23 protein-coding genes are annotated in these 23,883 nt (G+C 41.3%); 8 read left to right on the top strand and 15 right to left on the bottom strand.

Annotated elements, in window-relative coordinates:
* The first annotated feature begins 133 nt into the window (after nucleotides 1-133).
* Complete coding sequence (gene nadC / locus ACM0OS_RS18985; protein WP_414544757.1) at nucleotides 134-997, top strand: carboxylating nicotinate-nucleotide diphosphorylase; 864 nt, start codon at nucleotides 134-136, stop codon at nucleotides 995-997.
* Nucleotides 998-1,061: 64 nt separating this feature from the next.
* Here nadC and ACM0OS_RS18990 read toward each other — a convergent pair whose 3' ends face one another.
* Nucleotides 1,062-1,901, bottom strand: a complete 840-nt coding sequence (locus tag ACM0OS_RS18990) for an alpha/beta fold hydrolase (protein WP_414544758.1) — start codon at nucleotides 1,899-1,901, stop codon at nucleotides 1,062-1,064.
* A gap of 27 nt (nucleotides 1,902-1,928) precedes the next feature.
* Complete coding sequence (locus ACM0OS_RS18995; protein WP_414544787.1) at nucleotides 1,929-2,501, bottom strand: CAP domain-containing protein; 573 nt, start codon at nucleotides 2,499-2,501, stop codon at nucleotides 1,929-1,931.
* A 368-nt stretch (nucleotides 2,502-2,869) separates the two neighbouring features.
* On the opposite strand from ACM0OS_RS18995, the gene ACM0OS_RS19000 reads away from it, so the two are divergent.
* Entirely contained in the window at nucleotides 2,870-3,400 is a 531-nt protein-coding gene (locus tag ACM0OS_RS19000) for a DUF192 domain-containing protein (protein ID WP_414544759.1), read from the top strand.
* 519 nt (nucleotides 3,401-3,919) lie between these two features.
* Nucleotides 3,920-4,111: a DUF2949 domain-containing protein gene (locus ACM0OS_RS19005; protein ID WP_414544760.1), complete on the top strand. Its 192-nt coding sequence runs from the start codon at nucleotides 3,920-3,922 to the stop codon at nucleotides 4,109-4,111.
* A 514-nt stretch (nucleotides 4,112-4,625) separates the two neighbouring features.
* Here ACM0OS_RS19005 and ACM0OS_RS19010 read toward each other — a convergent pair.
* The 8 genes from ACM0OS_RS19010 to ACM0OS_RS19045 all read right to left on the bottom strand — a co-directional run bounded on the left by ACM0OS_RS19010 (nucleotide 4,626) and on the right by ACM0OS_RS19045 (nucleotide 14,255).
* Entirely contained in the window at nucleotides 4,626-5,780 is a 1,155-nt protein-coding gene (locus tag ACM0OS_RS19010) for a pyridoxal-phosphate-dependent aminotransferase family protein (RefSeq protein WP_414544761.1), read from the bottom strand.
* Between the two features lie 472 nt (nucleotides 5,781-6,252).
* On the bottom strand, nucleotides 6,253-6,501 hold the full coding sequence (locus tag ACM0OS_RS19015) for a DUF5340 domain-containing protein (protein WP_414544762.1): 249 nt from the start codon (nucleotides 6,499-6,501) through the stop codon (nucleotides 6,253-6,255).
* Nucleotides 6,502-6,590: 89 nt separating this feature from the next.
* Nucleotides 6,591-7,502, bottom strand: coding sequence for an indole-3-glycerol phosphate synthase TrpC (trpC, locus tag ACM0OS_RS19020; RefSeq protein WP_414544763.1), 912 nt, complete (start codon nucleotides 7,500-7,502; stop codon nucleotides 6,591-6,593).
* 89 nt (nucleotides 7,503-7,591) lie between these two features.
* Nucleotides 7,592-9,019 (bottom strand): dihydrolipoyl dehydrogenase, encoded by a 1,428-nt coding sequence (gene lpdA / locus ACM0OS_RS19025; RefSeq protein ID WP_414544764.1) that lies wholly within the window; start codon nucleotides 9,017-9,019, stop codon nucleotides 7,592-7,594.
* A gap of 266 nt (nucleotides 9,020-9,285) precedes the next feature.
* A complete protein-coding gene (locus ACM0OS_RS19030; protein ID WP_414544765.1) occupies nucleotides 9,286-10,200 on the bottom strand; it encodes a DUF1338 domain-containing protein in 915 nt (304 codons plus the stop codon).
* A 165-nt stretch (nucleotides 10,201-10,365) separates the two neighbouring features.
* A complete protein-coding gene (gene hemH / locus ACM0OS_RS19035) occupies nucleotides 10,366-11,532 on the bottom strand; it encodes a ferrochelatase (RefSeq protein ID WP_414544766.1) in 1,167 nt (388 codons plus the stop codon).
* 732 nt (nucleotides 11,533-12,264) lie between these two features.
* The gene (gene argJ / locus ACM0OS_RS19040) at nucleotides 12,265-13,578 is read right to left on the bottom strand and encodes a bifunctional ornithine acetyltransferase/N-acetylglutamate synthase (RefSeq protein ID WP_414544767.1); all 1,314 of its coding nucleotides are present in this window, start codon (nucleotides 13,576-13,578) and stop codon (nucleotides 12,265-12,267) included.
* 353 nt (nucleotides 13,579-13,931) lie between these two features.
* Complete coding sequence (locus tag ACM0OS_RS19045) at nucleotides 13,932-14,255, bottom strand: hypothetical protein (RefSeq protein WP_414544768.1); 324 nt, start codon at nucleotides 14,253-14,255, stop codon at nucleotides 13,932-13,934.
* 276 nt (nucleotides 14,256-14,531) lie between these two features.
* Here ACM0OS_RS19045 and ACM0OS_RS19050 point away from each other — a divergent pair, with 276 nt between their 5' ends.
* A complete protein-coding gene (locus ACM0OS_RS19050; RefSeq protein WP_414544769.1) occupies nucleotides 14,532-15,548 on the top strand; it encodes a CHAD domain-containing protein in 1,017 nt (338 codons plus the stop codon).
* 167 nt (nucleotides 15,549-15,715) lie between these two features.
* Here the strand turns inward: ACM0OS_RS19050 and ACM0OS_RS19055 are convergent, their stop codons facing one another.
* Nucleotides 15,716-16,657 carry an N-acetylmuramoyl-L-alanine amidase gene (locus tag ACM0OS_RS19055; RefSeq protein ID WP_414544770.1) on the bottom strand — a complete coding sequence of 314 codons (942 nt, stop codon included), beginning with the start codon at nucleotides 16,655-16,657 and terminating at the stop codon, nucleotides 15,716-15,718.
* Between the two features lie 893 nt (nucleotides 16,658-17,550).
* Between ACM0OS_RS19055 and ACM0OS_RS19060 the strand changes: the two genes are divergently transcribed.
* Nucleotides 17,551-17,844, top strand: a complete 294-nt coding sequence (locus ACM0OS_RS19060) for a hypothetical protein (RefSeq protein ID WP_414544771.1) — start codon at nucleotides 17,551-17,553, stop codon at nucleotides 17,842-17,844.
* A 1-nt stretch (nucleotide 17,845) separates the two neighbouring features.
* Here ACM0OS_RS19060 and ACM0OS_RS19065 read toward each other — a convergent pair whose 3' ends face one another.
* Nucleotides 17,846-18,037, bottom strand: a complete 192-nt coding sequence (locus ACM0OS_RS19065) for a hypothetical protein (protein ID WP_414544772.1) — start codon at nucleotides 18,035-18,037, stop codon at nucleotides 17,846-17,848.
* A gap of 312 nt (nucleotides 18,038-18,349) precedes the next feature.
* On the opposite strand from ACM0OS_RS19065, the gene ACM0OS_RS19070 reads away from it, so the two are divergent.
* Nucleotides 18,350-19,171, top strand: a complete 822-nt coding sequence (locus ACM0OS_RS19070; RefSeq protein ID WP_414544773.1) for an SDR family oxidoreductase — start codon at nucleotides 18,350-18,352, stop codon at nucleotides 19,169-19,171.
* A 213-nt stretch (nucleotides 19,172-19,384) separates the two neighbouring features.
* Complete coding sequence (gene psb32 / locus ACM0OS_RS19075) at nucleotides 19,385-20,140, top strand: photosystem II repair protein Psb32 (RefSeq protein ID WP_414544774.1); 756 nt, start codon at nucleotides 19,385-19,387, stop codon at nucleotides 20,138-20,140.
* Between the two features lie 2 nt (nucleotides 20,141-20,142).
* Here the strand turns inward: psb32 and ACM0OS_RS19080 are convergent, their stop codons facing one another.
* From ACM0OS_RS19080 to ACM0OS_RS19090, 3 genes are all read right to left on the bottom strand, one after another.
* The gene (locus ACM0OS_RS19080; protein WP_414544775.1) at nucleotides 20,143-20,526 is read right to left on the bottom strand and encodes a DUF4346 domain-containing protein; all 384 of its coding nucleotides are present in this window, start codon (nucleotides 20,524-20,526) and stop codon (nucleotides 20,143-20,145) included.
* Nucleotides 20,527-20,607: 81 nt separating this feature from the next.
* Complete coding sequence (locus ACM0OS_RS19085) at nucleotides 20,608-21,303, bottom strand: potassium channel family protein (RefSeq protein WP_414544776.1); 696 nt, start codon at nucleotides 21,301-21,303, stop codon at nucleotides 20,608-20,610.
* A gap of 144 nt (nucleotides 21,304-21,447) precedes the next feature.
* Nucleotides 21,448-22,782: a TrkH family potassium uptake protein gene (locus ACM0OS_RS19090; RefSeq protein ID WP_414544777.1), complete on the bottom strand. Its 1,335-nt coding sequence runs from the start codon at nucleotides 22,780-22,782 to the stop codon at nucleotides 21,448-21,450.
* A 148-nt stretch (nucleotides 22,783-22,930) separates the two neighbouring features.
* Between ACM0OS_RS19090 and ACM0OS_RS19095 the strand changes: the two genes are divergently transcribed.
* The gene (locus ACM0OS_RS19095; protein WP_414544778.1) at nucleotides 22,931-23,773 is read left to right on the top strand and encodes a methyltransferase domain-containing protein; all 843 of its coding nucleotides are present in this window, start codon (nucleotides 22,931-22,933) and stop codon (nucleotides 23,771-23,773) included.
* Nucleotides 23,774-23,883: the final 110 nt, after the last annotated feature.

Consider the following 23,883-nt stretch of genomic DNA (forward strand, 5'->3'; position numbering starts at 1 on the left):
CGAGCGCTCCTTTCTTTGTCAACTACTTTTTTCTCAATTTACCATTTATTTTTTTAAGTCCTGGCAAAGTCCTTATGGAGTAAGGGTTTTAGGATATAGTATTTCTGTAAATAAACAAGAGACTAATTAAGTTGTGAGCAAGTTTGGTGTTTTGCCACCTTGGCTGGTTCTAGATCCGTTGCTGCGGGGCTGGTTATTGGAGGATATTGGTCGGGGCGATCGCACTACAAATAGCCTTTTAATAGAAGATGCAACACCTGGAACAGCTAAATGGGTAGCCAAAGCTAGTGGGGTAGTGGCTGGGTTACCAGTTGCAGCTAGGGTATTTCAGCTTTTAAATGAAAAAGTTAGTTTTGTAACGGTCGCACCTGAAGGTAGTAAATGCCAGCCAGGACAACTATTAGCGGAAATTCATGGTTCTCTAGATGCGTTGCTCATGGGAGAACGGGTAGCACTTAACTTGGTGATGCGTTTGAGTGGGATTGCTACGCTCACTAATATATATGTAGAGCAAATTGCTGATTTACCTGCTCAGTTGGTTGATACGCGCAAAACTACACCAGGGCTGAGGTTGTTAGAAAAATATGCCACTGCGGTGGGTGGGGCGATTAATCACCGCATGGGATTAGATGATGCAGTAATGATTAAGGACAATCACATTGCGGTGGCTGGAGGAATTGGAGCAGCTATTACCCGTATTCGTGGGCAGATTCCTTATCCCCTGACAATAGAGGTAGAAACGGAAAGTTTAAAACAAGTGGAGGAGGCCTTACAGCACAAGGCTGACATTATTATGTTGGATAATATGCCAAGGGAAATGATGCAAGAGGCAGTACTGTTGATTCGCCAGCAGGACAGTGGCATCAAAATTGAGGCTTCAGGAAATGTGACCTTAGAGACTATTCGTGCTGTAGCGGAGACTGGTGTTGACTATATATCTAGTAGTGCGCCGATTACTCAGTCGAAATGGTTAGATGTGAGCATGAGAATTGGTTAATTTTGGATACTTTACCAGCTTTTTTATGCAGCGATCGCCTAGTTTGATCTTCTTAAATTTAGCATCATCCTATTGCTTGTGGATGCTTATCTAACCAACTATCAATATCGCTCAGTACTTGTTGGGGAATTTCCCACGGAAACAAATGGGCAGTATTGGGATAACAATGCCACTGGGTATTTTTAAGATGACGCGCCGTTTCTAAACTCGATTCAGCTGTAATGTGACGGTCTTGTTCTCCAGCAAGTACCAAACTAGGGCAGTTAATTTGCTGTAAATCGGCCAGTCGATTGTAACCAGCCCTGAGGGCAGTATAAAGGGCGCGAGTTGCCGCAGGCGAGGTTTGTAAGTAAGCCTGTGCTGCTTCTTGAGCTATATAGTTATATGCAGTGGGCGTATGTTGTTGGATCAGATAACGAAAGAGCGATCGCTTGCCAAAAGTATCTATATTCCACTGCCAACTTGGTTGGATATAATTTAAAATCCCGGCAACGCCAGTATAAAGATTATCTTGCCAAGTAACGGCAGGATGATTTCCCCTAGGTCTGGCTGCTGTGGCCACCAAAATCAAACCAGTGACTCGCTGTGGTAGTCGCAATGCCATTTCCATTGCCAAAATACCACCCAGTGACCATCCCAATATGAGACATTTTTCAATTTCAAAGCGGTCTAGTAGTGTTTCTAAATCACTCAAATGGTCAGACATAGCAAAATTGCCATGACAGCGGCTTTTGCCATACCCACGCAAATCAGGCGCAAACGTTTGGTAGCGTTTTGATAAGTGGTTAGTAAATACTGAAAGATTACGTCCAGAACCAGGATGACCGTGTAAACCCAAAATGGGAAATCCTTGACCTTGAATGTAAACGTTGAGGTTTGCAGGTTTGGTAGAACTATCAGACATATTTGTGGAGGGAGGGAATAAAAACTGCTAAGTTAATCGACCTTCTATATATTCGCCAGCGTAGGTAATCACGCACATCTGCCTGTACGTTGCATGAATCCCAAAAGCAACACCAGTGACTTTAAAAGCAGAGTTAAATATGTTGTGACGATGACCGCGTGATGGTACTCCGTCATCAATAATTAACTGCATAATAATATCTTGGGCTGTGCTAGAACCATAGCTAATGTTCTCGCCTGCGGTAATTTGCCATTTCCCGTAACGATTGAGGCGAGTGAAGGGATCACTGCCATCGCTACCATTATGACCTGTAATGCCCTTTGCACCTTGGTCTTTGACGTGATCTCTAGCACCTAAAGACATACCATGAGATACATTTAATGCTCCCACGTGAGGGACTGACTTGAGAAAGGCGATCGCCTCATCAACTGCTGTCACGCCTTCTTGTGTTTGCAAATAAACATAATCGGATATTCTGACTTGTTGTCCTTGGAATTGCTGTTTCCAATGTTCCAGGATTGGTAGGTATGCCACAGGACTCATTCGTACTATGTTCATTTCCAATATCACTTGTTTTTCCAACGGCGAGAGGATATTCATCTGTGGTAAATTTTCAGTACCCGTTTGAAAAAACGTTGGTAATAATTTCCCAAAATTCATCGATAACCTCACAAGTTGGTAGCAAACAGCCAATATATATAGACTCCACAGGAGGGATAACAGTTTTCAGAAGTATGGTGACTGATGATTGTGTTCTCAAGGTAATCATGGACAATTCAGTGCGATCACTATGAAGTGCGATCGCAATCAGCTACAAACTAAAAAAAATAAAAATATCACATTTGATCCATAACAGTAAAATTACCAACTTTAAATCATTCTTGTGCGAGAAAAAATAAATATCCGTCGTGGGCTTTTTAACTTAAATTCTGTAAAATCGAAGTCTAAATTACAAAATCAAAAATTGTGTGATGCGTTGGCTCAAATTACTCCCGATATTGCTAAGTTTTACGCTCATAAGCTGCTCTATGCAGACAACAGCTAAATCTCTCACTAACAATCCCAACTCCCAAGCTCAAACGCCAGTAAATGCTGGTCAAGTATTACCTATTTCTGCGGTAGCAACTGTGACTAATGGGACAAAAATTCAACTAGAAGTGGCACGTACACCAGAACAGCAGGCAAAGGGCTTGATGTATAGACCTGCATTACCTGATAACCGCGGGATGCTATTTAAGTTTCCGACGGCACAACCAGTGAGCTTCTGGATGAAAAATGTCCCAGTGCCTTTGGATATGGTTTTTTTGCAAAACGGTGTTGTGAAGTACATTCAGGCTGCTGCACCTCCTTGTAAAAGTCAGCCTTGCCCCACTTATGGGCCAAATGTACCCATTGACATGGTGATGGAATTGCGTTCTGGACGAGCTGCCGAATTAAATTTACAAGATGGGGATCGTGTCAGAATTGAATTCTTAGACAGGGGAAATATACCTAAATAAACAGGCTTTAGCTTTTTCCCGTAAGCTTCGGCAAATCCTGAATTAATGAGGTTTTTGTAAAAAAACTATCAAGTAGGTATAAAAAAGTAAATTGTACAGCTACTATTTATGATGATGCCAAGCATAGTAAAATCTGCTGTTTCAAGGTACAATCACATCTCAACAGATTAGTTCTCAAAAATATTCCTTTTGGCGTAAGTGTAAACGGACGCTCATAGGGGAGTATTAGCTATGGCATCTTTGTTACCAAATGTGTAATTAAATAAAAACCATCGTAAAAAAGATGAAATCAATTTGCCCTGAGTAGTGTGTATCTGAAAGATTGGCGCAAACATGGGGTGTTTCAAAGTTAAAATTTTCCAGTTTTATCAATGAAAACAGTCTGTTTGAGAAATTTTCGCCAAATTTGTGGGAGTGTTTATCCGGTAATTACCAGTTACCCATGAAATATTAGCTGCGGACTACTGAAAAATGGTAAACCATACGACAATACATTTATTGCAAGGAGGTGAGTTACAAATGTCACCAACAACTTATTCTCGATTGATTCATTTTTTACAGGAAGATTTGTCAATTTCTTCGGCTTCACTTGCTGTGGCCCTACGGCATCGGGAGCAAGATCCAGGGCCGTTACCAATGATTCTTTGGCAATATGGCTTGATTACTTTAGAACAATTGGAAAAAATTTATGATTGGCTGGAAACGGCATAAATATTTTTGGACATAGAGCCTCTAGCACTCTATGGCTAAAGACAAATGCTTTGATTACAGGACACAAGAATAAAGTTAGTAGATCAGCTTTTGGACAGTCCAGTTGTTAGAGTCGTTGTTCCCCATTTGTAGAAGTAATAAGTACTCGTGCAGGAGACTTGAGATATGTCACGTCCACTCTGCCTTACATTAAGGCTGGTAAATCAGAGAATTGACTGTTCTGTTTCTACTCATTTAAAGACAAATCAAGAGAGCGAGTTACTTAATTAACTCGCTCTTTTAATTTAGATAGCCATTGCTTGCCAGATCCGGTTAGCTGAACTAAGCCTTTTTATCCCACATTCCGCACCCCCCGGTGTCACAATCGGTAATTTCGTATTTTTGAATTCATTTTAGGATGTTTTTTATACAAAAAGGTCGAAATCTTAGGTGGCGATCGCTAATCCCAAACCCCCAAACGACCATTTTTCGTTGTGTGACAGTTTAGGGTGCGGAAGATGGGTTTTATAAGTACTCATGACTGATTAAAAACTTTAGCTGCTGCCGCTACACCAGCACCTGGAGCAAAGTTGTCATGACCAAGTTCACCCAGAATAACTTCTAAGGATGCTATACAGCTCAGAATATCGCGATCGCTCACAAAGCCCAAGTGACCAATGCGGAAAATTTTGTTTTTCAAATGGTCTTGTCCGCCTGCTAAGGCAATATCAAAACGCTTGTTCATCAACGAGCGAATTTTATCGGCTTCAATACCTTGGGGGGCTACAGCTGTAATTGCTGGGCTGGCATAATCATCTGAGCCGAATAGTGGTAAATTCAAACCTTTAATAGCGGCGCGGGTAGCATTTTTGTGTCGTTGGTGTCTGGAAAATATCGACTCTAAGCCTTCATTTTTCATCATCCGGAGTGTGGTGTGTAAGGACACAATCAAGTTCACGGGTGGAGTAAATGGAGTAGTGTTTTTGGCTGTAGATTTGCGATATTTACCTAAATCTAGATAATATTTTGGTAATTTAGCAGTTTTGTAAGCTTCCCAAGCCTTGGGGCTGACACAGACAAATCCTAGTCCAGGGGGAATCATGTAGCCTTTTTGGGAACCAGAGGCGACTACATCTAAGCCCCAATCATCTATGGGCAAATTAAATGCACCCAAACTTGTCACTGCATCCACAATAATCAACGCTTCACCATGTTCTTTCACAAGGCGGTTGATGGTTTCTAGGTCGTTTAACACCCCAGTTGATGTTTCGCTATGGGTAATGATGACGGCTTTGATTTGCTTTTGAGTATCTGCTTGAAGTTTTTCGGCAAACACGGCTGTATCTAAAGGTTTACCCCATTCAGCAGTAATGGCTTCGACATTTAAACCGTATGCTTGACCGATTTCTACCCAGCGTTCGCCAAACTTACCATTAGAACCAACTAAAATGCGATCGCCTGGAGACAGAAAATTAATAATGCCGGCTTCTACTGCACCTGTCCCGCTGACATTGAGCATCAGTACATCATTTTGAGTTTGATGCAACCATTTGAGGTTTTCTGTCACCTCCGCCATGATGTTGCTAAACTCACTGGTGCGGTGTCCAATGGGGTGCTTGGCTAATGCCAGTAAAGCGGCTTCTGGCACTGGTGTAGGGCCAGGAATCATGAGCATCAGCTTATCTTCCATGTGTGTGTCCTAAAATTCAATAAAAGTTAAAAGTTCTAGGGGATAGTTAAATTCTGATGGCAAATTTTAGATATTTACCTGCATATACATCCAAGGTAGTGGCGTATTCTCCAAATTCTTAGTAGAAGTATCATTTAAATGCTGGTCAACTTGACCTTTACAACTTGTAGATACTGCGACTAATCTGAAACTTTGGTTTTAGCAGACGCTTGACACCTAAAGGATGTCTGATTGTAGAGTAGCGACTTTGTAAGCTAATGGGAACGGGACATTAAGTTTTTCACCCAGTTTGTCTAAGTTCTTTAGTGGAGCTTATTTAGAATCTCACAAATTGGGGTACAGGTACAATGAGTTATCAAATTTTCTCCCGTCCCAGTTATCAGGACGGGGATAGGGGCGAGTTGGGTATAGAGAAATAGGACACCCTGTAATGCTAATAGATGAAGCTGATAGGATTGTTTAGCTGTCTGTGTCAATCGGAGGCACCGACTTGACCTACATGATGGTTAATCGACCAACGGTGATCTATTCCTACAGAAGAACAGTGGCAATTCTCTTCTAGTTGTTTTTGTTGGACTGCTGCTTTACGTAAAGTAATAATTAGCTGATTTACCTGATGCCGCAAATCAGGATTTTGACTGACGGCTGACATAGTTTGTCTTTCTAAGAGTTGAAGTAAAAGTTCGTAGTGGATCGGCGAAGGTAAAGGAATTTGCTCCATGTAGTTAATACAAGATTTCAAATGGGGATGTTGTACGAATTAGAATTTAGTCTCTTGCCAAAATTGTTACACAATAAGTCAGTGTTTGGTTAGAGCTTTGGTGTACCGGGAGATGAAGATTCAGAGAAGAGGCTAGCGATCGCCTGTTGGGGATCTGGTTGTTTCACTAAAGATTCTCCGATCAGCACAGCACTGACTCCTGCTTGTTTTACTAGGTACAAATCATCTGGAGTATGTAATCCTGATTCACTCACCACTAAAATATTGCGTTCCTGTAATTGACTACCTCGCGCTGCTAGTAAATCACAGGTGGTTTGGAGGTCAACCGAGAAGTCTTCTAAATTACGATTATTTATTCCTACCAAAAATTCACCCTCTAAAGTTAGTACACGGTCAAGTTCTGCTAAACTGTGGACTTCAATTAAAGCTGTCATTTTCAGGGCATTCACAATTTTGAGAAAATATTGTAAATCTTGATTACTCAGGATTGCGGCAATTAACAAAATGGCATCTGCACCCTGAATCCGAGCTAAGTACATTTGGTAAGGGTAGATAATAAAATCCTTACACAGTAAAGGTAAATTTACGGCAGCACGAACCTTAGCTAAGTTATCAAAACCACCTTGAAAAAACTTGACATCTGTCAAAACTGAAAGGCAACTAGCACCACCTTGTTGATAAGACAAAGCGATCGCTACTGGGTCAAAATCTTCTCGTAATACTCCCTTACTGGGGGAAGCTTTTTTGACTTCAGCAATCAATGCTGGATTAGTCTTACCTTGCTTTAAGGCTGCAATAAAATCACGCGTAGGCGGTGCTGTCATTGCCTGCTTTTGCAATTCTCGCAAAGGCCGCCTTTCCCGCATTTGCTCAACTTCTATTTCCTTATGCCAAACGATTTCTTCCAAGATGTTATTGGGTTCTGAATCTGGCAAAGCAGATTGGTAGCGTAAGAAGGAGACATTAATAGTTGTGGTTGTGGAACGGCGGCGGATTTGCATGGTGGGGGTTAGAGGCTAGGGACTAGGGCTAGGGGTTAGGGGCTAGAGGCTAGGAAGTTTTTCACCCCTGCACCTCTACTCCCTACGCTTTAAACAACAGCTCGTTTATAAGCTTCATCCAGCACTTCAGAAAGTGTCGGGTGGGCGTGGACTAAATGAGCGAGGTTTTGTACAGATTGACGGTTGGCGATGGCCGCTGATGCTTCATGAATTAAGTCTGCGGCGTGCATTCCGAAGATATGGACACCCAGAACTTCACCAGTATCTTGGCGATAAATTACTTTTGCTATGCCGTCGGCTTCGTTTTCGGCTAGGGCTTTGGAATTACCTTTGAAGTAACTTCGGCTGGTGGCTATTGTAAATCCTTCAGTTTGTCCCAATTCTTTGGCTGCTGTTTCTGTTAAGCCTACATAGCTGACTTCTGGGTGGGTAAATGCGGCTGCGGGTATACTGCGATAGTCAACAACGCGCGATCGCCCGACGATATTTTCTACAGCGATGATACCTTGAGCAGAAGCGGCGTGTGCCAGCATCATTTTGCCGTTGGCGTCACCAATTGCCCATACATGGGGTACTGGTTCTCCGGCTGAAAGTACTGCCATGCGATCGTCTACGGGAATAAAGTTCCGTCGGTCTAGTTCTACACCTATAGATTCTAAACCTAGGTTTTTTGTGGCTGGGATGCGTCCTGTGGCAACTAAACAAGCATCCACTTCGATGACATCTAGATCTTCTTTAGTTTTGAAATCTGCTAATTCAATTACCACTGGTGAACCAGGAATAACTTTTTTAGCGTATATGCCTACTTTAGTTTCGATGTCGCGGGGGGTAATTAATACTCGTTCTGCTAATTTGGCAATATCGCGGTCAAATCCTGGCATCAATTGGTCTAGGGCTTCAATCATGGTAATTTCACAGCCCAAAGCCGAGTAAACATCGGAAAATTCTAAGCCGATGTAACCACTGCCAATAATTGCTACCCATTCTGGCAGAGATTCTAATTTCACGCCTTGGTCGCTGGTAAAGACGGTTTTGCCGTCTACTTCAATGCCTGGAGGGACAAAGGGTATTGAACCTGGGGAAAGGATAATGTCTTTGGCTGTGATGGGTTTTTCACCGCCATCACCTGTGACAGTAATTTTCTGTGTGCCAGCAATTTTTCCCCAACCCCTAATGATATCAACGCCTAGACGCTTGAGGCTATTGGTTAAGTCGCCTTGAATTTTCGATACTAGATTGCCGGCATGATCGGCGATCGCTTGCCGATCAAACTCCACATTACCGACTTGAATTCCCAAGGACTTGAGGTGGTGGGCATTACGTAACTCCCGCACACGTCCTGATGCTGCTAGCAGCGCTTTAGATGGAATGCAGCCCCGATTAACACAGGTTCCTCCCATGTCGGCTGCTTCGATAATCGCTGTTTTTAGACCGCAGCTGACGGCGTGTAGGGCTGCTCCATGTCCGCCTACACCCGCGCCTATAATGACTAAATCGTAATCAAATCCATGACTCACGTTAGTTTCCCCGTGTGCTTCGCCTATTTATTCTCAACTTGACAGACAATCTAGGCAACCCCTTGATAGTGCGGGTATTGCTAGACCAAAATTAAATATTATGCTTTACGCTCGCAGGCGAAGTTGTTTATTTTTTACTATTCTAATAAAAAATATGTACCAAATTTTATTTTATACCTAATTTTGTCAATTACTCTTGAATGCATCAAGGGTATTTTCATAACAATTTGTCAATGGTTATATCTTTAATGTGGAATGTAAAGTTTTCACCTTGATCGTCGAGTCATTTCAAATAATTGTTGAGCATTTTGACCTAAAAAAGCATCAAAAATTGCTGGTTTTCCTAGTTCAGTTTCTACTATATAGCGCTGGGCAATTTCATAATAGGCATAAGTCCAAGGAATTTGGATTTCTTTACTATTGCTATCATCGAGGACAGTTATCATTTCTGTAACTGCTTGAGTAGCTGTTTGACGCAATCCACAGGTAATATCGCCTTCTATTTCTGCTTTCATGGGTACGCCCAAATTAGCTAAACCACGGGCAGTAGTATCTATATCTGTGTATTTTGGTGTGTTTTGACGATTCACATAGCCTGTAAAGTGGTTCACAGCATAACCATGTAACAGCACCCAAGCACCATACTGACTCACTTGATTCACCGCTTCCACAACTGAACGCCGGGGAGGTTGCCAAGGGCGGGTAAAGATTTGTTGGAGTTGTGGAGCCAGACTTGAATCGCTTGTTTCACATTGTTTAATTAGTGTTCGGGGAGAAGTGAGTTCATGGGAAATAGAAGCAACTGTTTGATAAATTAGTTGGGCAATATTACCAGGTAACTCATCTACAATTAATTCACTAATAAAAAGTTTAGGCAAGTCCAATTCTGCTTGCTGATGTCTATAATAACGCGCATAAAGATGAGTAGCCGCGAAAGTATATTCTCCAGCTACCACGTAACCCAATGCTTCAGCTATTTGTCCTAAGTATTCAATACCTAAACTAATGTGTCCCTGTGGACTATCGACTAATAAACGCAAAGAGCGAAAGGCAATATGGTCGTTAGCGACAGTTCCCCCCGCATTCGTAATCATTTGTTCATAGGTGCGAGCATAGTTGACTCTGGCACTGTATTCTTGCCAAAGTAATGAGTAGAGATGAATAGCAATTTCGGTATTCATAATTAGTAGGGATTAATATAGTTTCAAATATTAAGTTTTTGTTTTCCCTATTTTGATAACATTTTCACAAAGCTATTGCAAATAATACTTTGCCCTACATCTCTACTAACAAAAGATAGGGTTTAGGTTTTTTTACTCAGATCAACCAAAGATTAAAGGCAGGATTTAATGTAATAACCCAATCATGTGCAGCAACCCTTGACCGGTAACTAATTCGATGATTAAGGCAATAAAGCCCAACATAGCAATCCGACCGTTCCAAACTTCAGCACTAGTCGTCATACCCCATTCCCAGTTTTCTTGGGGGTACATCTTGACCATTTTTTTGATTTGGGCAGCTTGGGAAAGCTGGAAATTGGGTTTTTTCAGCGCATCAAGCACCAAATTTGCTAATGCTTGAATAAATATCGGATGGGTGTTGGGAGCAGATGCGCGACGGAAGTTATGGATTCCGGATTCTTCTGCTATTTCCCGATATTCAATATCGATTTCTTGTAATGTTTCAATGTGTTCTGAAACAAAACTGATAGGTACGACTACTAAATCTTTTACGCCTTTTGCACCTAGTTCTTTGAGTGCATCTTCGGTGTAGGGTTGGAGCCATTCTACGGGGCCCACACGACTTTGGTAAGCTAAAGTATGCTCATTGGGTCGATTGAGGGTCTGCATAATTAAAGCAGTACATTCTTCAATTTCCTGCTGATAAGGGTCTCCTGCTTCTTCCACATAGCTTTTGGGAACACCATGAGCGCTGAAGAAGATGTGCGCCTCATTGGGATTGGGATATTGATCGAGTTCTTGAGCGATGAGTTCTGCCATTGCCTGGAGATAACCTGGTTCTTTGTACCAAGATGGAATGACAGTATAATCAATGGGCTGAAGTTCAGGATTTTCTTGCCAAAGTTTTTCTAACAGTCGAAAGCTAGAACCACTAGTACTAATGGAAAATTGGGGGTACAGTGGCAGAATTACTAGATGTTCAATATTATCTTGAGTAATTTGAGCGATCGCTTCTTCTGTATAGGGATGCCAATAACGCATTCCCACATAGATATTGGCTTCTTGTCCTAAATTACTTAATTGTTCTTTGAGGGCTTCTCCTTGCGCTTCTGTGATTCGCCGTAGTGGCGAACCGCCACCGATTTGCTTATAGTTTTTTTGAGAGGTTTTAACTCTCCGTGAGGCAATAAACCAGGCTAAGGGTTTTTGCAACCAGCGAAATGGTAGGCGAATAATTTCCGGATCGGAAAATAGGTTATACAAAAACGGCCCGACATCCTCTAGCTTATCGGGGCCACCGAGATTGAGTAATAAGACGCCTACACGACTCATAGCAGTTACTTTCCCCCAATCTTTTCAGGTTTTTTACTAATGTTAACAATATATCTTTATTAAATATAAAGCTTTATAGTCAGGAAAGATGAAATGGCAACAATTTTCAGGACTTAAAGTTACCGATATCAGTCCCTGGATCATGCGATCGCGCAATTAACAGCCTTAACTGTAAATTGTGAAGTCCATTTACGACCTCTAACTTTACAAAACTTAATCATTAATTCTCAGGATCAGGTCTAAGACTTATTTTTGATGCCAAATCGATCACCATTTTTGTGCAGATGCAGGCAATCTTAAATGCACAATTTCTATATAGGTATATTTAGTCAAGACTTACGCAAAAATCACCAAAAACCTTAATTTATGGAACCGCCAAGACGCCCGCGCGCAGCGATGCCCGTAAGGGCTGTAGAACGCCAAGAATCCATAGAGTGTGCGTAAGTCCTATTAGTTTCTGGAAATAATACAGGATGAATAGCGAGACATTGATAAATTTGCCTCGCCAACGTTGTTTTACCAGCACCACTGGCTACGACTACACATATTCGCTGCGTTGATTCTCTGCGCTCTCCTTATCTCTGTGGTATGCGGATATCCTTGATGTAGTTAGGGGAGCAGGCTTCGCTGTGAGCGTCAGCCGTTAGCGTAGCTTCCCGAAGGGTACGGGCGCAGGGAGAAGACAACAAATATTATTTGCGTAAATTGGATAATCTATTCTTTGAAAGTCCCTCAAGTAGTGTATTCGGCGTTAATCTTCACATAGTCATAACTCAAGTCACAACCCCAGGCTTTACCAAAACCATGACCATTGCCAACATTAACGGCAATAATCACTGGATTATCAATTCGTTGAGCCTGAATAATACTTCTATCAACAGACAAGTCATTACTATGATTAGTGGCCACAAAATTTTGAGGTAAAGAAGATTCAGCCGCAATTTTTTTCAAATATGCACTTGCCGCTGCCCGATCAAAGGATAAAGGTTGACCATTTTCTAACAGTAAAAAATCTCCTAACTTAATTTGCAGGTTATCTTGCTCAAAAAGTACACCTGCGCGTCCAGCAGCAGCCGCAATCCTTCCCCAATTAGGGTCACGTCCAAAAATTGCAGACTTCACTAAAGATGAACCTGCAATGGTTTTAGCGATTTGACGAGCGGAAACTTCATCCTGAGTTCCAGTTACTTGCACTTCAATTAAGCAGGTTGCACCTTCGCCATCACGAGCGATCGCCTTGGCCAAATGCTGACATACTGCTGTTAACATGGCTTCTAATTTCTCGGCTTCTGTCCCCATTTCCGTAATTGCCGGGGTGCGAGATTGACCATTAGCCAGGGCGATTAAACTATCATTGGTGCTGGTATCACCATCAACGGTAATGGAATTGAAACTTTTATCAGCTGCTCTACTTAACATCTGTTGCCACAAATGAGAGGAAACTGCGGCATCACAAGTCACAAATGCCAGCATAGTCGCCATGTTGGGATGAATCATCCCTGAACCTTTGGCAATACCACCAATGCGGACTGGGCGATCGCCTATCGTTGTCTCTAAAGCAATAGATTTTGTCACCAAGTCTGTGGTGATAATTGCCCCAGCCGCCGCATCTGAAGCGGTTTCCGAGAGTGCTGCTACTAGTTTGGGAATGCCACTACGTAAAGCATCCATTTTGATGCGTTGACCAATCACGCCAGTAGAAGCTAACAAAATAGAGTCAGGGGAAATACTCAACTCCTGCGCTAATAATTCGGCACTTTCTTGAGCATCACGAACACCTTGGATACCTGTGGAGGCGTTGGCTTGTCCGGCATTACAGAGAATCGCACGAGCGCTATGTTTGGCTTGCAAGCGTTGGCGACAATAATCTACACAGGCGGCTTTAACTTGGCTAGTGGTAAATACACCAGCTGCGATCGCCTCTGCTTCTGACCAAATTAATGCTAAATCAGGTAATCCTGAAGGTTTGAGTCCTGCTGTGATTCCCGCCGCCCGATATCCTCTAGGAGCTGTCACTCCACCTGTAATTTCTTGCCAGTCTGCCATTTTTATTTTCCCCACAACTTTGAGCTGCTCGACTGGCGATTATACCAAGTCTTTACTCATTAATTAGTGGTTAGTTTTTAGTTATTCATAACTACTGGCTGGAGTGTGAGAAAGCAGGGGGGCAGGGGGCAAGGGGGCAGGGGAGAAAAATCACCCACAAGGAGGAGCCATTGAGCTATCGCCCACAATCCCACTCGGCTTTAAACCTTATCTTTTGGTAAAAATACTTTGCATGAAATAAGGAGAGCCACATGGGCAGCTCTCCAGATCATCAGGGTGCATCTACTTAGCACAGTATAGCATTTTTGCCATGAGGAGTAATACCCATTATTTATTTTTTTGTATAAATATTGTTAAGAAATTTCCCGGTCATTACTTAAGTTACATCCTACCTGGAAGTGATCGCCATCGGAGGCGGTGAAGATTTGCTGACAGAGGGTAGTTAAAATATTAATCAGGCGATCGTTCACTTCTACTTTTGTCAACCCAGATATACCTACCACAAATTCCCCATGATCCCAATAGCCTAAAACTTCGCCACTACGAAATGCTGATTGAAACAGGTTACTCCTCCTTTGCAACACCTGATTGCCAGTTACAGAGACATAATGAGTAGTAAGAGACTTTAACAATACACTCGCTAAAACATCTTCATCCTCAATTAGCAAGATTCTCATTCGACCCATCCAACTGCAAGCTGCAATATAAATTCAGGTTAAATTTTTGCAGGAAATCTTTACTAATCACAAAACTATGCTGAAATAAATTTCACATTACCCTATATAAATTGCTCACATATTCTTCCACAAGTCCTACAGGTAATATTCATTTGTATTCATAAAAGATTATGTTAAAAATCAAGTTCATCATAAAAATAAGTACATAGAGATATAGATAGCATTTTAACTAATGCTATCATAATAATCTATCGATTAAATACTGGATTTTTAAGTATGACTTTAGTTATAGAATCTACTCTAAGACCCTTAAAAGACTACGCTTATGAGGGTATTGAAAAACATCTACATAAAACTTTAAAATGGGAGAAACCAGTCAAGAAAGATGAAGATACGGAAGCGTTACATCAAATGCGAGTCGGGATGCGACGCTTGCGTACAGCAATTAGCAGGTTTGATATTGCACTAAATTTGCCGAAGCCAGCTAGCGATAAAAAAATTGGTAAAATTGCTCGTTGTCTTGGTAAACTAAGAGACTTAGATGTCCTAAAAGAAACCCTAGAAACTAATTATCAGCCACATTTACCCCCCAAAGAACAGGAAGCCCTAAAACCCGCTTTCGATGCTTTAGCGAAACAGCGAAAAGATGCCTTTTCTAAAGTGCAGACAGTATTAAAAGATGAAGATTATAAATCTCTTAAAGATGCATTATCAGAATGGCTAGAAGAACCTAATTACCGACCATTAGCATCTCTACCTATTCAACAAGTTCTCCCTGATTTGCTATTACCTGAAGTGAGTAAATTTTTACTCCATCCAGGCTGGTTAGTGGGAACCAAAGTAGGAGATTCAGAAGTAAAAATTTGTACCACTTGGCAAAAAAAACGCATAGAAAAAGAGTTGATCAATAAAGGCGAAAGTCTGCATGATTTGCGTAAACAAGCCAAACGCGTACGCTACCAAATGGAGTTATTTACTGAATTATATGGCGAATCTTATAAAGCCTATATTGAAGAGGTAAAAAGCATCCAAGAAATCTTGGGCAATATGCAAGATAGTGTGGTTATGGATGAGTGGCTTGTGGATATATTCAAGTCAGATTTCCACACAGCTTTGCCGACCTTAACTAATTTGTTAAAGGAAAATCGTTATGAATCCTGGAAGCAGTGGCAACCTTTGCAAGAGCGCTATTTAAAATCGGAAAACAGACATAATTTTCATTTAACAATACTGCATCCCATGCAAGAAAGCTCTTTATCAAGCAATGATCATAGCGATGAACAGAAAAACTAAAATACCCTTCAAGCACAAGGCATGAGGGGACTGGGTTCTATTCTGTATCCATCTGTCTAGAAAAGTTTCTATGGCGGAGAACCCGCCTACAGAAATTTTCGCTGCCAGTGCAGTCTTGAAATTTTACTCCATGAGCAACTGGCGTGCATTTTTAAATAAAGGTCAAGCTAGCCAATTAATCTTTGCCAAGTTGCTGGGCCGACAATTCCATCGGCAAGTAAGCCGTTTTGCCTTTGATATGCCCTAATAGCTGCTTCTGTCATAGGCCCGTATACACCATCAACAGTAGCACCTACACGGTATTGTAAATATCTAACAACTGGGCCCCCAGCATGGTTGGGCCTAACTATGCGTTTGGCTAAAATTAGATTAATAGCATTCCATGTGTTTGTATCTGCAACCCCAGTAGGTGAAATCCCGGCAATATTTTGAAAATTGACAATTGCAGAGTTAGTTGCTGGCCCCATCATGTTATCTGCGACTAAAGCCCTACCATTTCTATCAGTTATTTTTAATTGGTTTAAGACTCTTTGTAGCCTGAGGACGGATGTATCTGTATTCATCTCTTCATCAGGCACTGCATTCACAGGAGTGCTAGGTACTTGACCCGTTAAACCCTTGACAATGGCATTAGCGGTTGCCTCCGGTTCATAAATATTCATATCTCTTGGTGAATCCACGAAGCAGCATTCCACCAGAATTGCAGGCATATTAGTATTTCTGAGGACATATAAGTGGGAACCACTCTTAACCCCACGATTAAAAAAACCTAATCTGACAATTTCATTTAAAACTGGTTGAGCAATTCTTCTGCCATTATCACTAGCGGCAAATACTTCCGCACCATTAGCTTGCCCATTAAAAGCATTAAAGTGTATGGAAACAAAAACCTCTACTCTGTTGGTATTGGCCGTATTCACTCTTTGCAACAGTGAATTGGTGACGGAAGTAGATCTTGCGGGCCGGCAAGGGATGACTTCATGGCCTAAAGCTCTGAGCTTAGACATAACCCTATTGCCTACGTCTAAAGTTAAACGATCTTCAATTTTTATCCCTACAGCGCCAGTGTCTGGGGGAGAATTATGTCCAATATCAATTCCATATTTCATTTGCTGATCCTCTACTTATTTTTTTTCAACCCTTTACTGTTCTTCAGGTTATATATAGTAAATTTAGTTTCTTACTGTTAAAGCAACCTGATAAACATATTGTCTGTGATAAAATATAATCTATAGAATCGATTTTGTACCAAAAAATTTAATTTACATATATTTTTTAATATTACTATAGCATTTTTAAAAAGCTTTATTTTAGAGATATATCACCTCTAATCCTTTAGGATAACTGATATTTGTCTAAAGTAAATAGGTATTCCATATTTTCTGAATATCGGAAAAAGAGTTTTTCTAACATCATTTAAATAATAACGCCTCATGAAAGCAGATAACAATAATAAATTTACCTAATTCTAGACCCATAATAAATTTGCATGGACCAGAAGTATTGAAGAATTGCCAATCTAAAATTCCAAATAGTATGACTTCTTACCCTTAAAAGAATAAATTTAAACCCTAAATTTGAGGATTAACAGGTCATATATATAGTAGTCGGCTTTTATTTTTGATAGCTTGTTTGGGGTAAGCAGGCAATAGGCAAAGCTATTGGAGTTGTACTGAGTTTCTAAGTACATGGCGCAGGCTATGCCAACAAAAACCAAATGGGATTGCTATGCGTGCATTACATCTTAACTGTTGGCAGAGGCCAACCCATGCTTTGCTTCCCCATTAAAAGCATCAAGCATTCTCTCTCGCCAACAATTGGGGCTAAAGCGCCACTTTTGCTCATCTCCCTGTACAGTCTCATTTGTGTCACTTTCATCATTGAAGTTTTCAACTACCGCAGCTGATGCGAAACAACTGCGGAATACGACGTTATCTATGTTAATCGATTACATAATGTATACTGGTTGCCATCAAGCATTGATGTTTGAAATCTCACCAAGATGAAATATATAGTATTGGTGTTGCTCTTGATGCTCTCTAACGCAGTAGCACTACCAGCCACGGCATCTGTATGCCGTAATTATCATGGTCAACAGATTTATATTCTTAGTATCAATCGCAGTGCTAAAAATTATTGGGAATATAGGGCAGTGGTCAGTGTAAATAAAGTAAAAATACCGTTGGCAGTTTACAACTGTCGCCAGCAGGTGAGGATTCAACAAGACGGCAATATTGTAGAATTTGCTCAAAACGGCCCTGGGAAGCTGATATGCAGTTTTTTCCAGAAGTTGTAAGTTAATCTAAAGCATCAAGAATTTTATTGAAACTATAAACAGAATTGTCTGGAACTGGTGGAAATAGTTGTGGTATCGGTTCTAGACAGGCACTAATGTTCTGCTTGATTTCCCACTCATTGGCGGTTATGTGCAAGTCAAAATCCAGCCGCTGTAACGCTTGTGATTGCGCCTCAAAACTACTGTTTGCCATTGGTATGCCCTTGCCAGTAGTGTTTCATGAATTGTTGTCTCCTTTAAATCTCTGGCCAACTGGGAAAAGATAGCTAATTTGAAAAATTTTTTCTAGTTTTCCGGAATGGACTTAACTCAGGTGGTATTACTTAACAGTACAGCGCTTTATACAGAACTTCTATAACTACACTTTCGGGGAATATATCCCCACTGCATTTATCAAAAGCCCGGCCATAACGGTCGGGCTTTTGACTGCCATAGCTTTCTTTAGGGGGAAACACTGTACCCCTAGTTTTCAGTAAATTAGCAATAAACTATCAAAGAGGCAGTTATGACTTTTGTGAAACCGTCAGTTGAGGATTTAGTGCTAGTTACTGGTGCTACTGGTGGCGTGGGACAACTTGTGGTGGGAAAGTTACTGGAAAAAAACTTGCCCGTTCGGGTGCTGACACGCAATGCGGTAAAAGCGCAAAAGATGTTTAATCACAAAGTGGAAATTGCTGTTGGTGATATCCGCGATGCTAATACACTGGCCGCAGCTATGCAGGATATCACGTACATCATTTGTTGTACTGGAACTACTGCCTTTCCTTCTGCAAGATGGGAGTTTGACCCAGAACCTAACTTGATGGAATGGGGAAAAATTTTTTTAGACTCTGAGTATAGAAATGCCACAGCCAAGAATAGCCCAGCAAAAGTAGATGCTGAAGGTGTAAGTAACTTAGTAGCTGTGGCACCTCCCCATGTGAAGCGGTTTGTTTTTGTGTCTTCCTGTGGAGTTATTCGCAAAGATCAGCTGCCTTTTAGTGTTCTTAATGGTTTCGGTGTGCTTGATGCCAAACAGAAGGGAGAGGAAGCCATCATTGATGCGGGATTGCCCTATACAATTATTCGTCCGGGACGTTTAATTGATGGCCCCTATACTTCTTACGATCTCAATACCTTACTACAGGCAACAAGTGGGGGTAAGCAGGGTATAGTCGTGGGTACAGGTGACACGCTATTTAGTGACGCCAGCCGAATTGATGTGGCAGCTGCTTGTGTAGAATCTCTTTTTTACCCATCGACGGTAGAGCAAACTTTTGAGTTGGTTAATAAAGGAGTCAGACAACCTGTGATTGACTGGGAAAAACTTTTCTCTCAACTTGATTAAGCAAGCGATCGCTATTTTAAAAATGCATAATTTAGTTTTTATGCTATAATCCTCGGATGGTTTGCAAAGTCCGCCCCTAGTTTTTGGGTTTATTCCCAAATGGGGCGGTGTTTCTTTTTGTCAGCAACTTAGATATTGAAATCCGTAAATAAGGTGATTTTGTTATTGGTTGTATAGTATTTTTGGTGCAAGTCCGTCTAAAAATATCAACCAATGAAACAGCTCTTCAATCAAATATTTAGGATAAAAAAATACCTGATTAGCCTAGCTTTGCCATTGCTGATGGTAATTCTGGGTTCTTGTGTATTGTCTGCACCTGCGTTAGCTACGGGTGTGTATCAAATACCAGATTTGACAACAAAAGACCCCCAATGGGTTATCGACCAAGGTGAAGTTATCAGCCGCATCAATGAAGGTAAAATTAGTAGCACCTTTGAGGATTTGGCCAAGCAAACTGGTAACGAGGTCAGATTCGTGACGATTCGCCGTCTGGACTATGGAGAAACACCAGAAAGTTTTTCACAAGCACTGTTTGAAAAGTGGTTTGCCACACCAGAAGCCCAGTCTCATCAGACTTTGTTGGTATTGGATACAGTGACCAATGGTATTGCTATTGTCACTGGGGATGAGTCCAAGTCTTTGCTGACTGACTCAATTGCCGAAAGCGTGGCTGATGAAACTATAGGTGTGCCGTTACGGGACGGTAATAAATATAATCAGGCATTTTTGGATGCAAGCGATCGCCTAGCCGCAGTTCTAGCTGGCGAAGCAGATCCAGGCCCACCGGAAGTAGTAGAAACTGTCCAGGTAGAAGGCACATTTACCAAGGCAGAAGAAACTGACCAAGGTAATGCTACTGCTTGGGTGGTAGGACTGTTAATTGCCGCCACCGTTATCCCGATGGCGACTTACTATATTTACCAGATAAATCAACCCTCACCTGATGAGCAACAGGAAAAGTCTTCCTGAGGTTAATCTTGGACATACTCTTGCCCTGTTACCAAAGCCACCTCAGCGCGAACCAATTCTCGGCCTAAATAGGACGCATGATCTAACTGGGTGACTGGACAGGGCTGAGTTTCTTCAAAAATCTTGACACACAGTTCCTTCGCCGTTCTACCGCTAAACACTGTGGTGTGAGTACGTTCAACTTTCCCCTTGGCTGGAATTACTTTCCCGGTTTCCGGATCTACGGCTAAACCTTGATCATCAATGACATTGGTAAAATGCTTGGCATAAATTAAACTAGCACCTCGATCCAAATAGATAATGAAATATCCACCGGGGTCAAGGTCAATATGACGCTGAGAAAGTTTATTATCAATTGCAGCCAAATCTTCAAGTATTAAATCCATAAACCTGTTAAAAATCAAAATTCTCTCTCCAGGGTTTTTACACCCATATCAAGTGTAATTCCTATCTTCCATTTATCGGATTTAAATTGGCAAGCGATTAATATCTTTGTTGCGACCAATAACAACCATTGCCGAACCACGTTCTAGACGCTTGGTAGGGTCAGGATTAATTTGGAATTTACCATCTTGACTAACAGCTAGTAAATTCAAGCCAAAGCGGTTACGAAGTTGCAGTTCCGAGACAGTTCTGCCATGAAATTCATCAGGTACAATCAACTCGACAATACTATTTTCTGGATCGAGGTCAAAACGATCTAAGATAGATGGCTTAGTGAGTGAACGTGCTAAAGCACAACCCGCTTCATATTCTGGAAAAACAACATGATCTGCCCCTACTCGTTTCAATAGCTTTCTGTGAACTTCACTGGAAGCTTTGGCAACCACATGGGGGACACCGCCTTCTTTGACATTCAAAGTAGTAATGATACTTTCTTGAATGTAGTTACCAATTCCTATAATTACGGTATCAAATTCAAACATTCCCGCTTCCTTAAGAGCAGCTGGTTCAGTTGAATCTAACTGTAAGGCGTGACCAACGATTTCATCATGTAGTGCTTCTGATACTCGCTTTTCGTCAACATCTGTTGCCAAGACCTGGTAACCTAATTGATGTAGTGTTGAACAAACAGATCTACCAAAGCGACCCAAGCCAATCACAGCAAATTGGTGGTTATCTCTACGCAAACTGCGAAAAAAGCCTATTGATGACAGATTCACATTTGTATTCCTTATTTTCATTCCCTGTATCTAGGGCAAAAAAACGGTAAAACCGAAATTATTAAAAATTTGATTTTTGCCTTCTAAGTGATATTTTATCAGTTAGTTATGGGTCGTTAGTTATTAATTTTTCATCCCTTTAATCTAGCCCACAAGTAAATTTTCTTCAGGATAATGAACTCTAGTGGGGCGGGGGTCGCCTAATACAGCAGCCATCAGCAACAAAACACCTACACGTCCTACATACATTGTGACAATTAAGACTAACTTTGCTGGTATGGAAACACTGCTAGTAATACCTGTAGAAAGACCCACGGTGGCAAAGGCTGATACAACTTCAAACAAAATTTGAATAAAATCCAAGTTTGGTTCTGTAAGTGCAATTAAAATTGTAGAAAAAAGCACCATAGATACGGAGCCAACTAGAACACCTACAGCTTTTAAAATTAACGAAATTGCTACTTTGCGCTCGTATAATAAAACTTCTTCTTTTCCTTGAAGAATTGATTTGGTACAACTGGTTAGAACTCTGAGGGTTGTAGTTTTTATACCGCCCCCCGTTCCTCCGGGACTGGCACCAATAAACATAAATGCAATTGTAATAAATAAACCAGCTGTAGTCATTTGGCTAATATCAATGGTATTAAAGCCAGCAGTTCTGGTGGTAACTGATTGAAACCAAGCTGCTAGAAATTGGTGATAAAAATTCTGTGTGCCTAAAGTATCAAAGTTTTTGGTTTCAATAGCAAAAAAAGCAATCGTACCCAGAAAAAGAAGTATTAAAGTTGTACTAGATGCTACTTTAAAATCTAAAGAAAACACTAGGTTGGTGGTTTTTTCAAGTAGGCGATCGCGCACCCAAAGATAAGTCTCTAAAATTACCTGATAACCAATGCCACCAAAGATTATCAATATGCTGATAGTGAACACAACTAGTAACGATGACTGATATCCCATTAAGCTATCGGAAAACAAACTAAACCCGGCATTATTCCAAGCAGAAATACTATGAAAAACCGCTAACCAAAGACCTTCATTCCATCCATAATCAGGCACAAATGCAGGCAAAAGCAACAAAATGCCTGTAATTTCAAAAATCATAGTTGTGGCAATAATTGAACGAATTACTTGGGTACTACCATGCATCCCAGGGCGGTCTAAAGTTTGTTGAATAGCGACTTTTTGCCGTAAATTAAACTTACGCCCGACTAGGGTAATCAGAAAAGTGGTGGTTGTCATGTAGCCCAAGCCGCCAATTTGGAACAACATGAGAATAAATAATTGACCCCAAAAAGAAAAATCCGTACCAGTGTCAACTACCGCTAACCCAGTCACGCAAACTGCGGAGGTAGCCGTGAACAGCGCCACAATCGGATCATTCCAAGTACCGCTACTAGTCGAAAATGGCATCATCAGTAGGATAGTTCCCACGGTGATGACAGCTAAAAATCCTAAGCAAACTGTGCGAGAAACAGTCATATAAAGTTAAAACGCATATATTCTGTCAGAGATAATCAATGAGTTGACCCACCTGAAACTCAAAACACTCTTATTCAATTAAAAACACACATGGTAGCCTACCAGTAGGTTTATTTAAATTCGGCGTTGTTTTAACACTGCTTTCTCCATGAGTGCAACACTTTACCAGCAAATACAGCAATTTTACGATGCTTCCTCCGGGCTGTGGGAACAGATTTGGGGCGAACACATGCACCACGGTTACTACGGTGCAGATGGTAACCAAAAAAAAGACCGCCGACAGGCTCAAATTGACTTAATCGAAGAACTGCTCAAATGGGCAGATGTACAAACAGCAGAAAACATTCTCGATGTAGGTTGTGGCATTGGTGGTAGTTCTCTTTACTTAGCCAATAAGTTTAATGCTAAAGCAACAGGGATCACTTTGAGTCCAGTACAAGCCACTAGAGCCAAAGAACGCGCCCAGGACATTGGTTTAAGTGGTAGAAGTGATTTTCAAGTGGCAGATGCTCAAGCAATGCCCTTTGCTGACGATTCCTTTGACTTGGTGTGGTCGCTAGAAAGTGGTGAACATATGCCAGACAAAACTAAGTTTCTGCAAGAATGCTACCGAGTATTAAAACCAGGCGGCACATTGATTATGGTGACTTGGTGTCATCGCCCCACAAATAACGCACCTTTAACAGCAGATGAACAAAAACACTTAGAAGATATTTACCGAGTGTATTGTTTACCTTACGTGATTTCGCTACCAGAATATGAAGCGATCGCGCGTCAACTTTCATTAAACAATCTTCGCACAGCCGATTGGTCAACAGCCGTCGCCCCATTTTGGAATATAGTCATTGATTCAGCATTCACCCCCCAAGCCATCTTCGGGTTACTCACCTCCGGTTGGCAAACCATCCAAGGCGCTTTATCTCTCGGATTAATGAGTCGAGGCTATGAGCGGGGGTTAATTCGCTTTGGCTTATTGCGCGGTACTAAATAAAAGAAATGGGGGAGATAGGAGAAGTATTTTTGTCCTTATCCCCTTATCTCCTTGTCCCCTTATCTCCTTGTCCCCTTATCTCCTTGTCCCCTTGTCCCCTTGTCCCCTTG

It is taken from the genome of Nostoc sp. CCY0012 (assembly GCF_963920855.1).
In the GTDB taxonomy this organism is placed as follows: domain Bacteria; phylum Cyanobacteriota; class Cyanobacteriia; order Cyanobacteriales; family Nostocaceae; genus Cyanocohniella.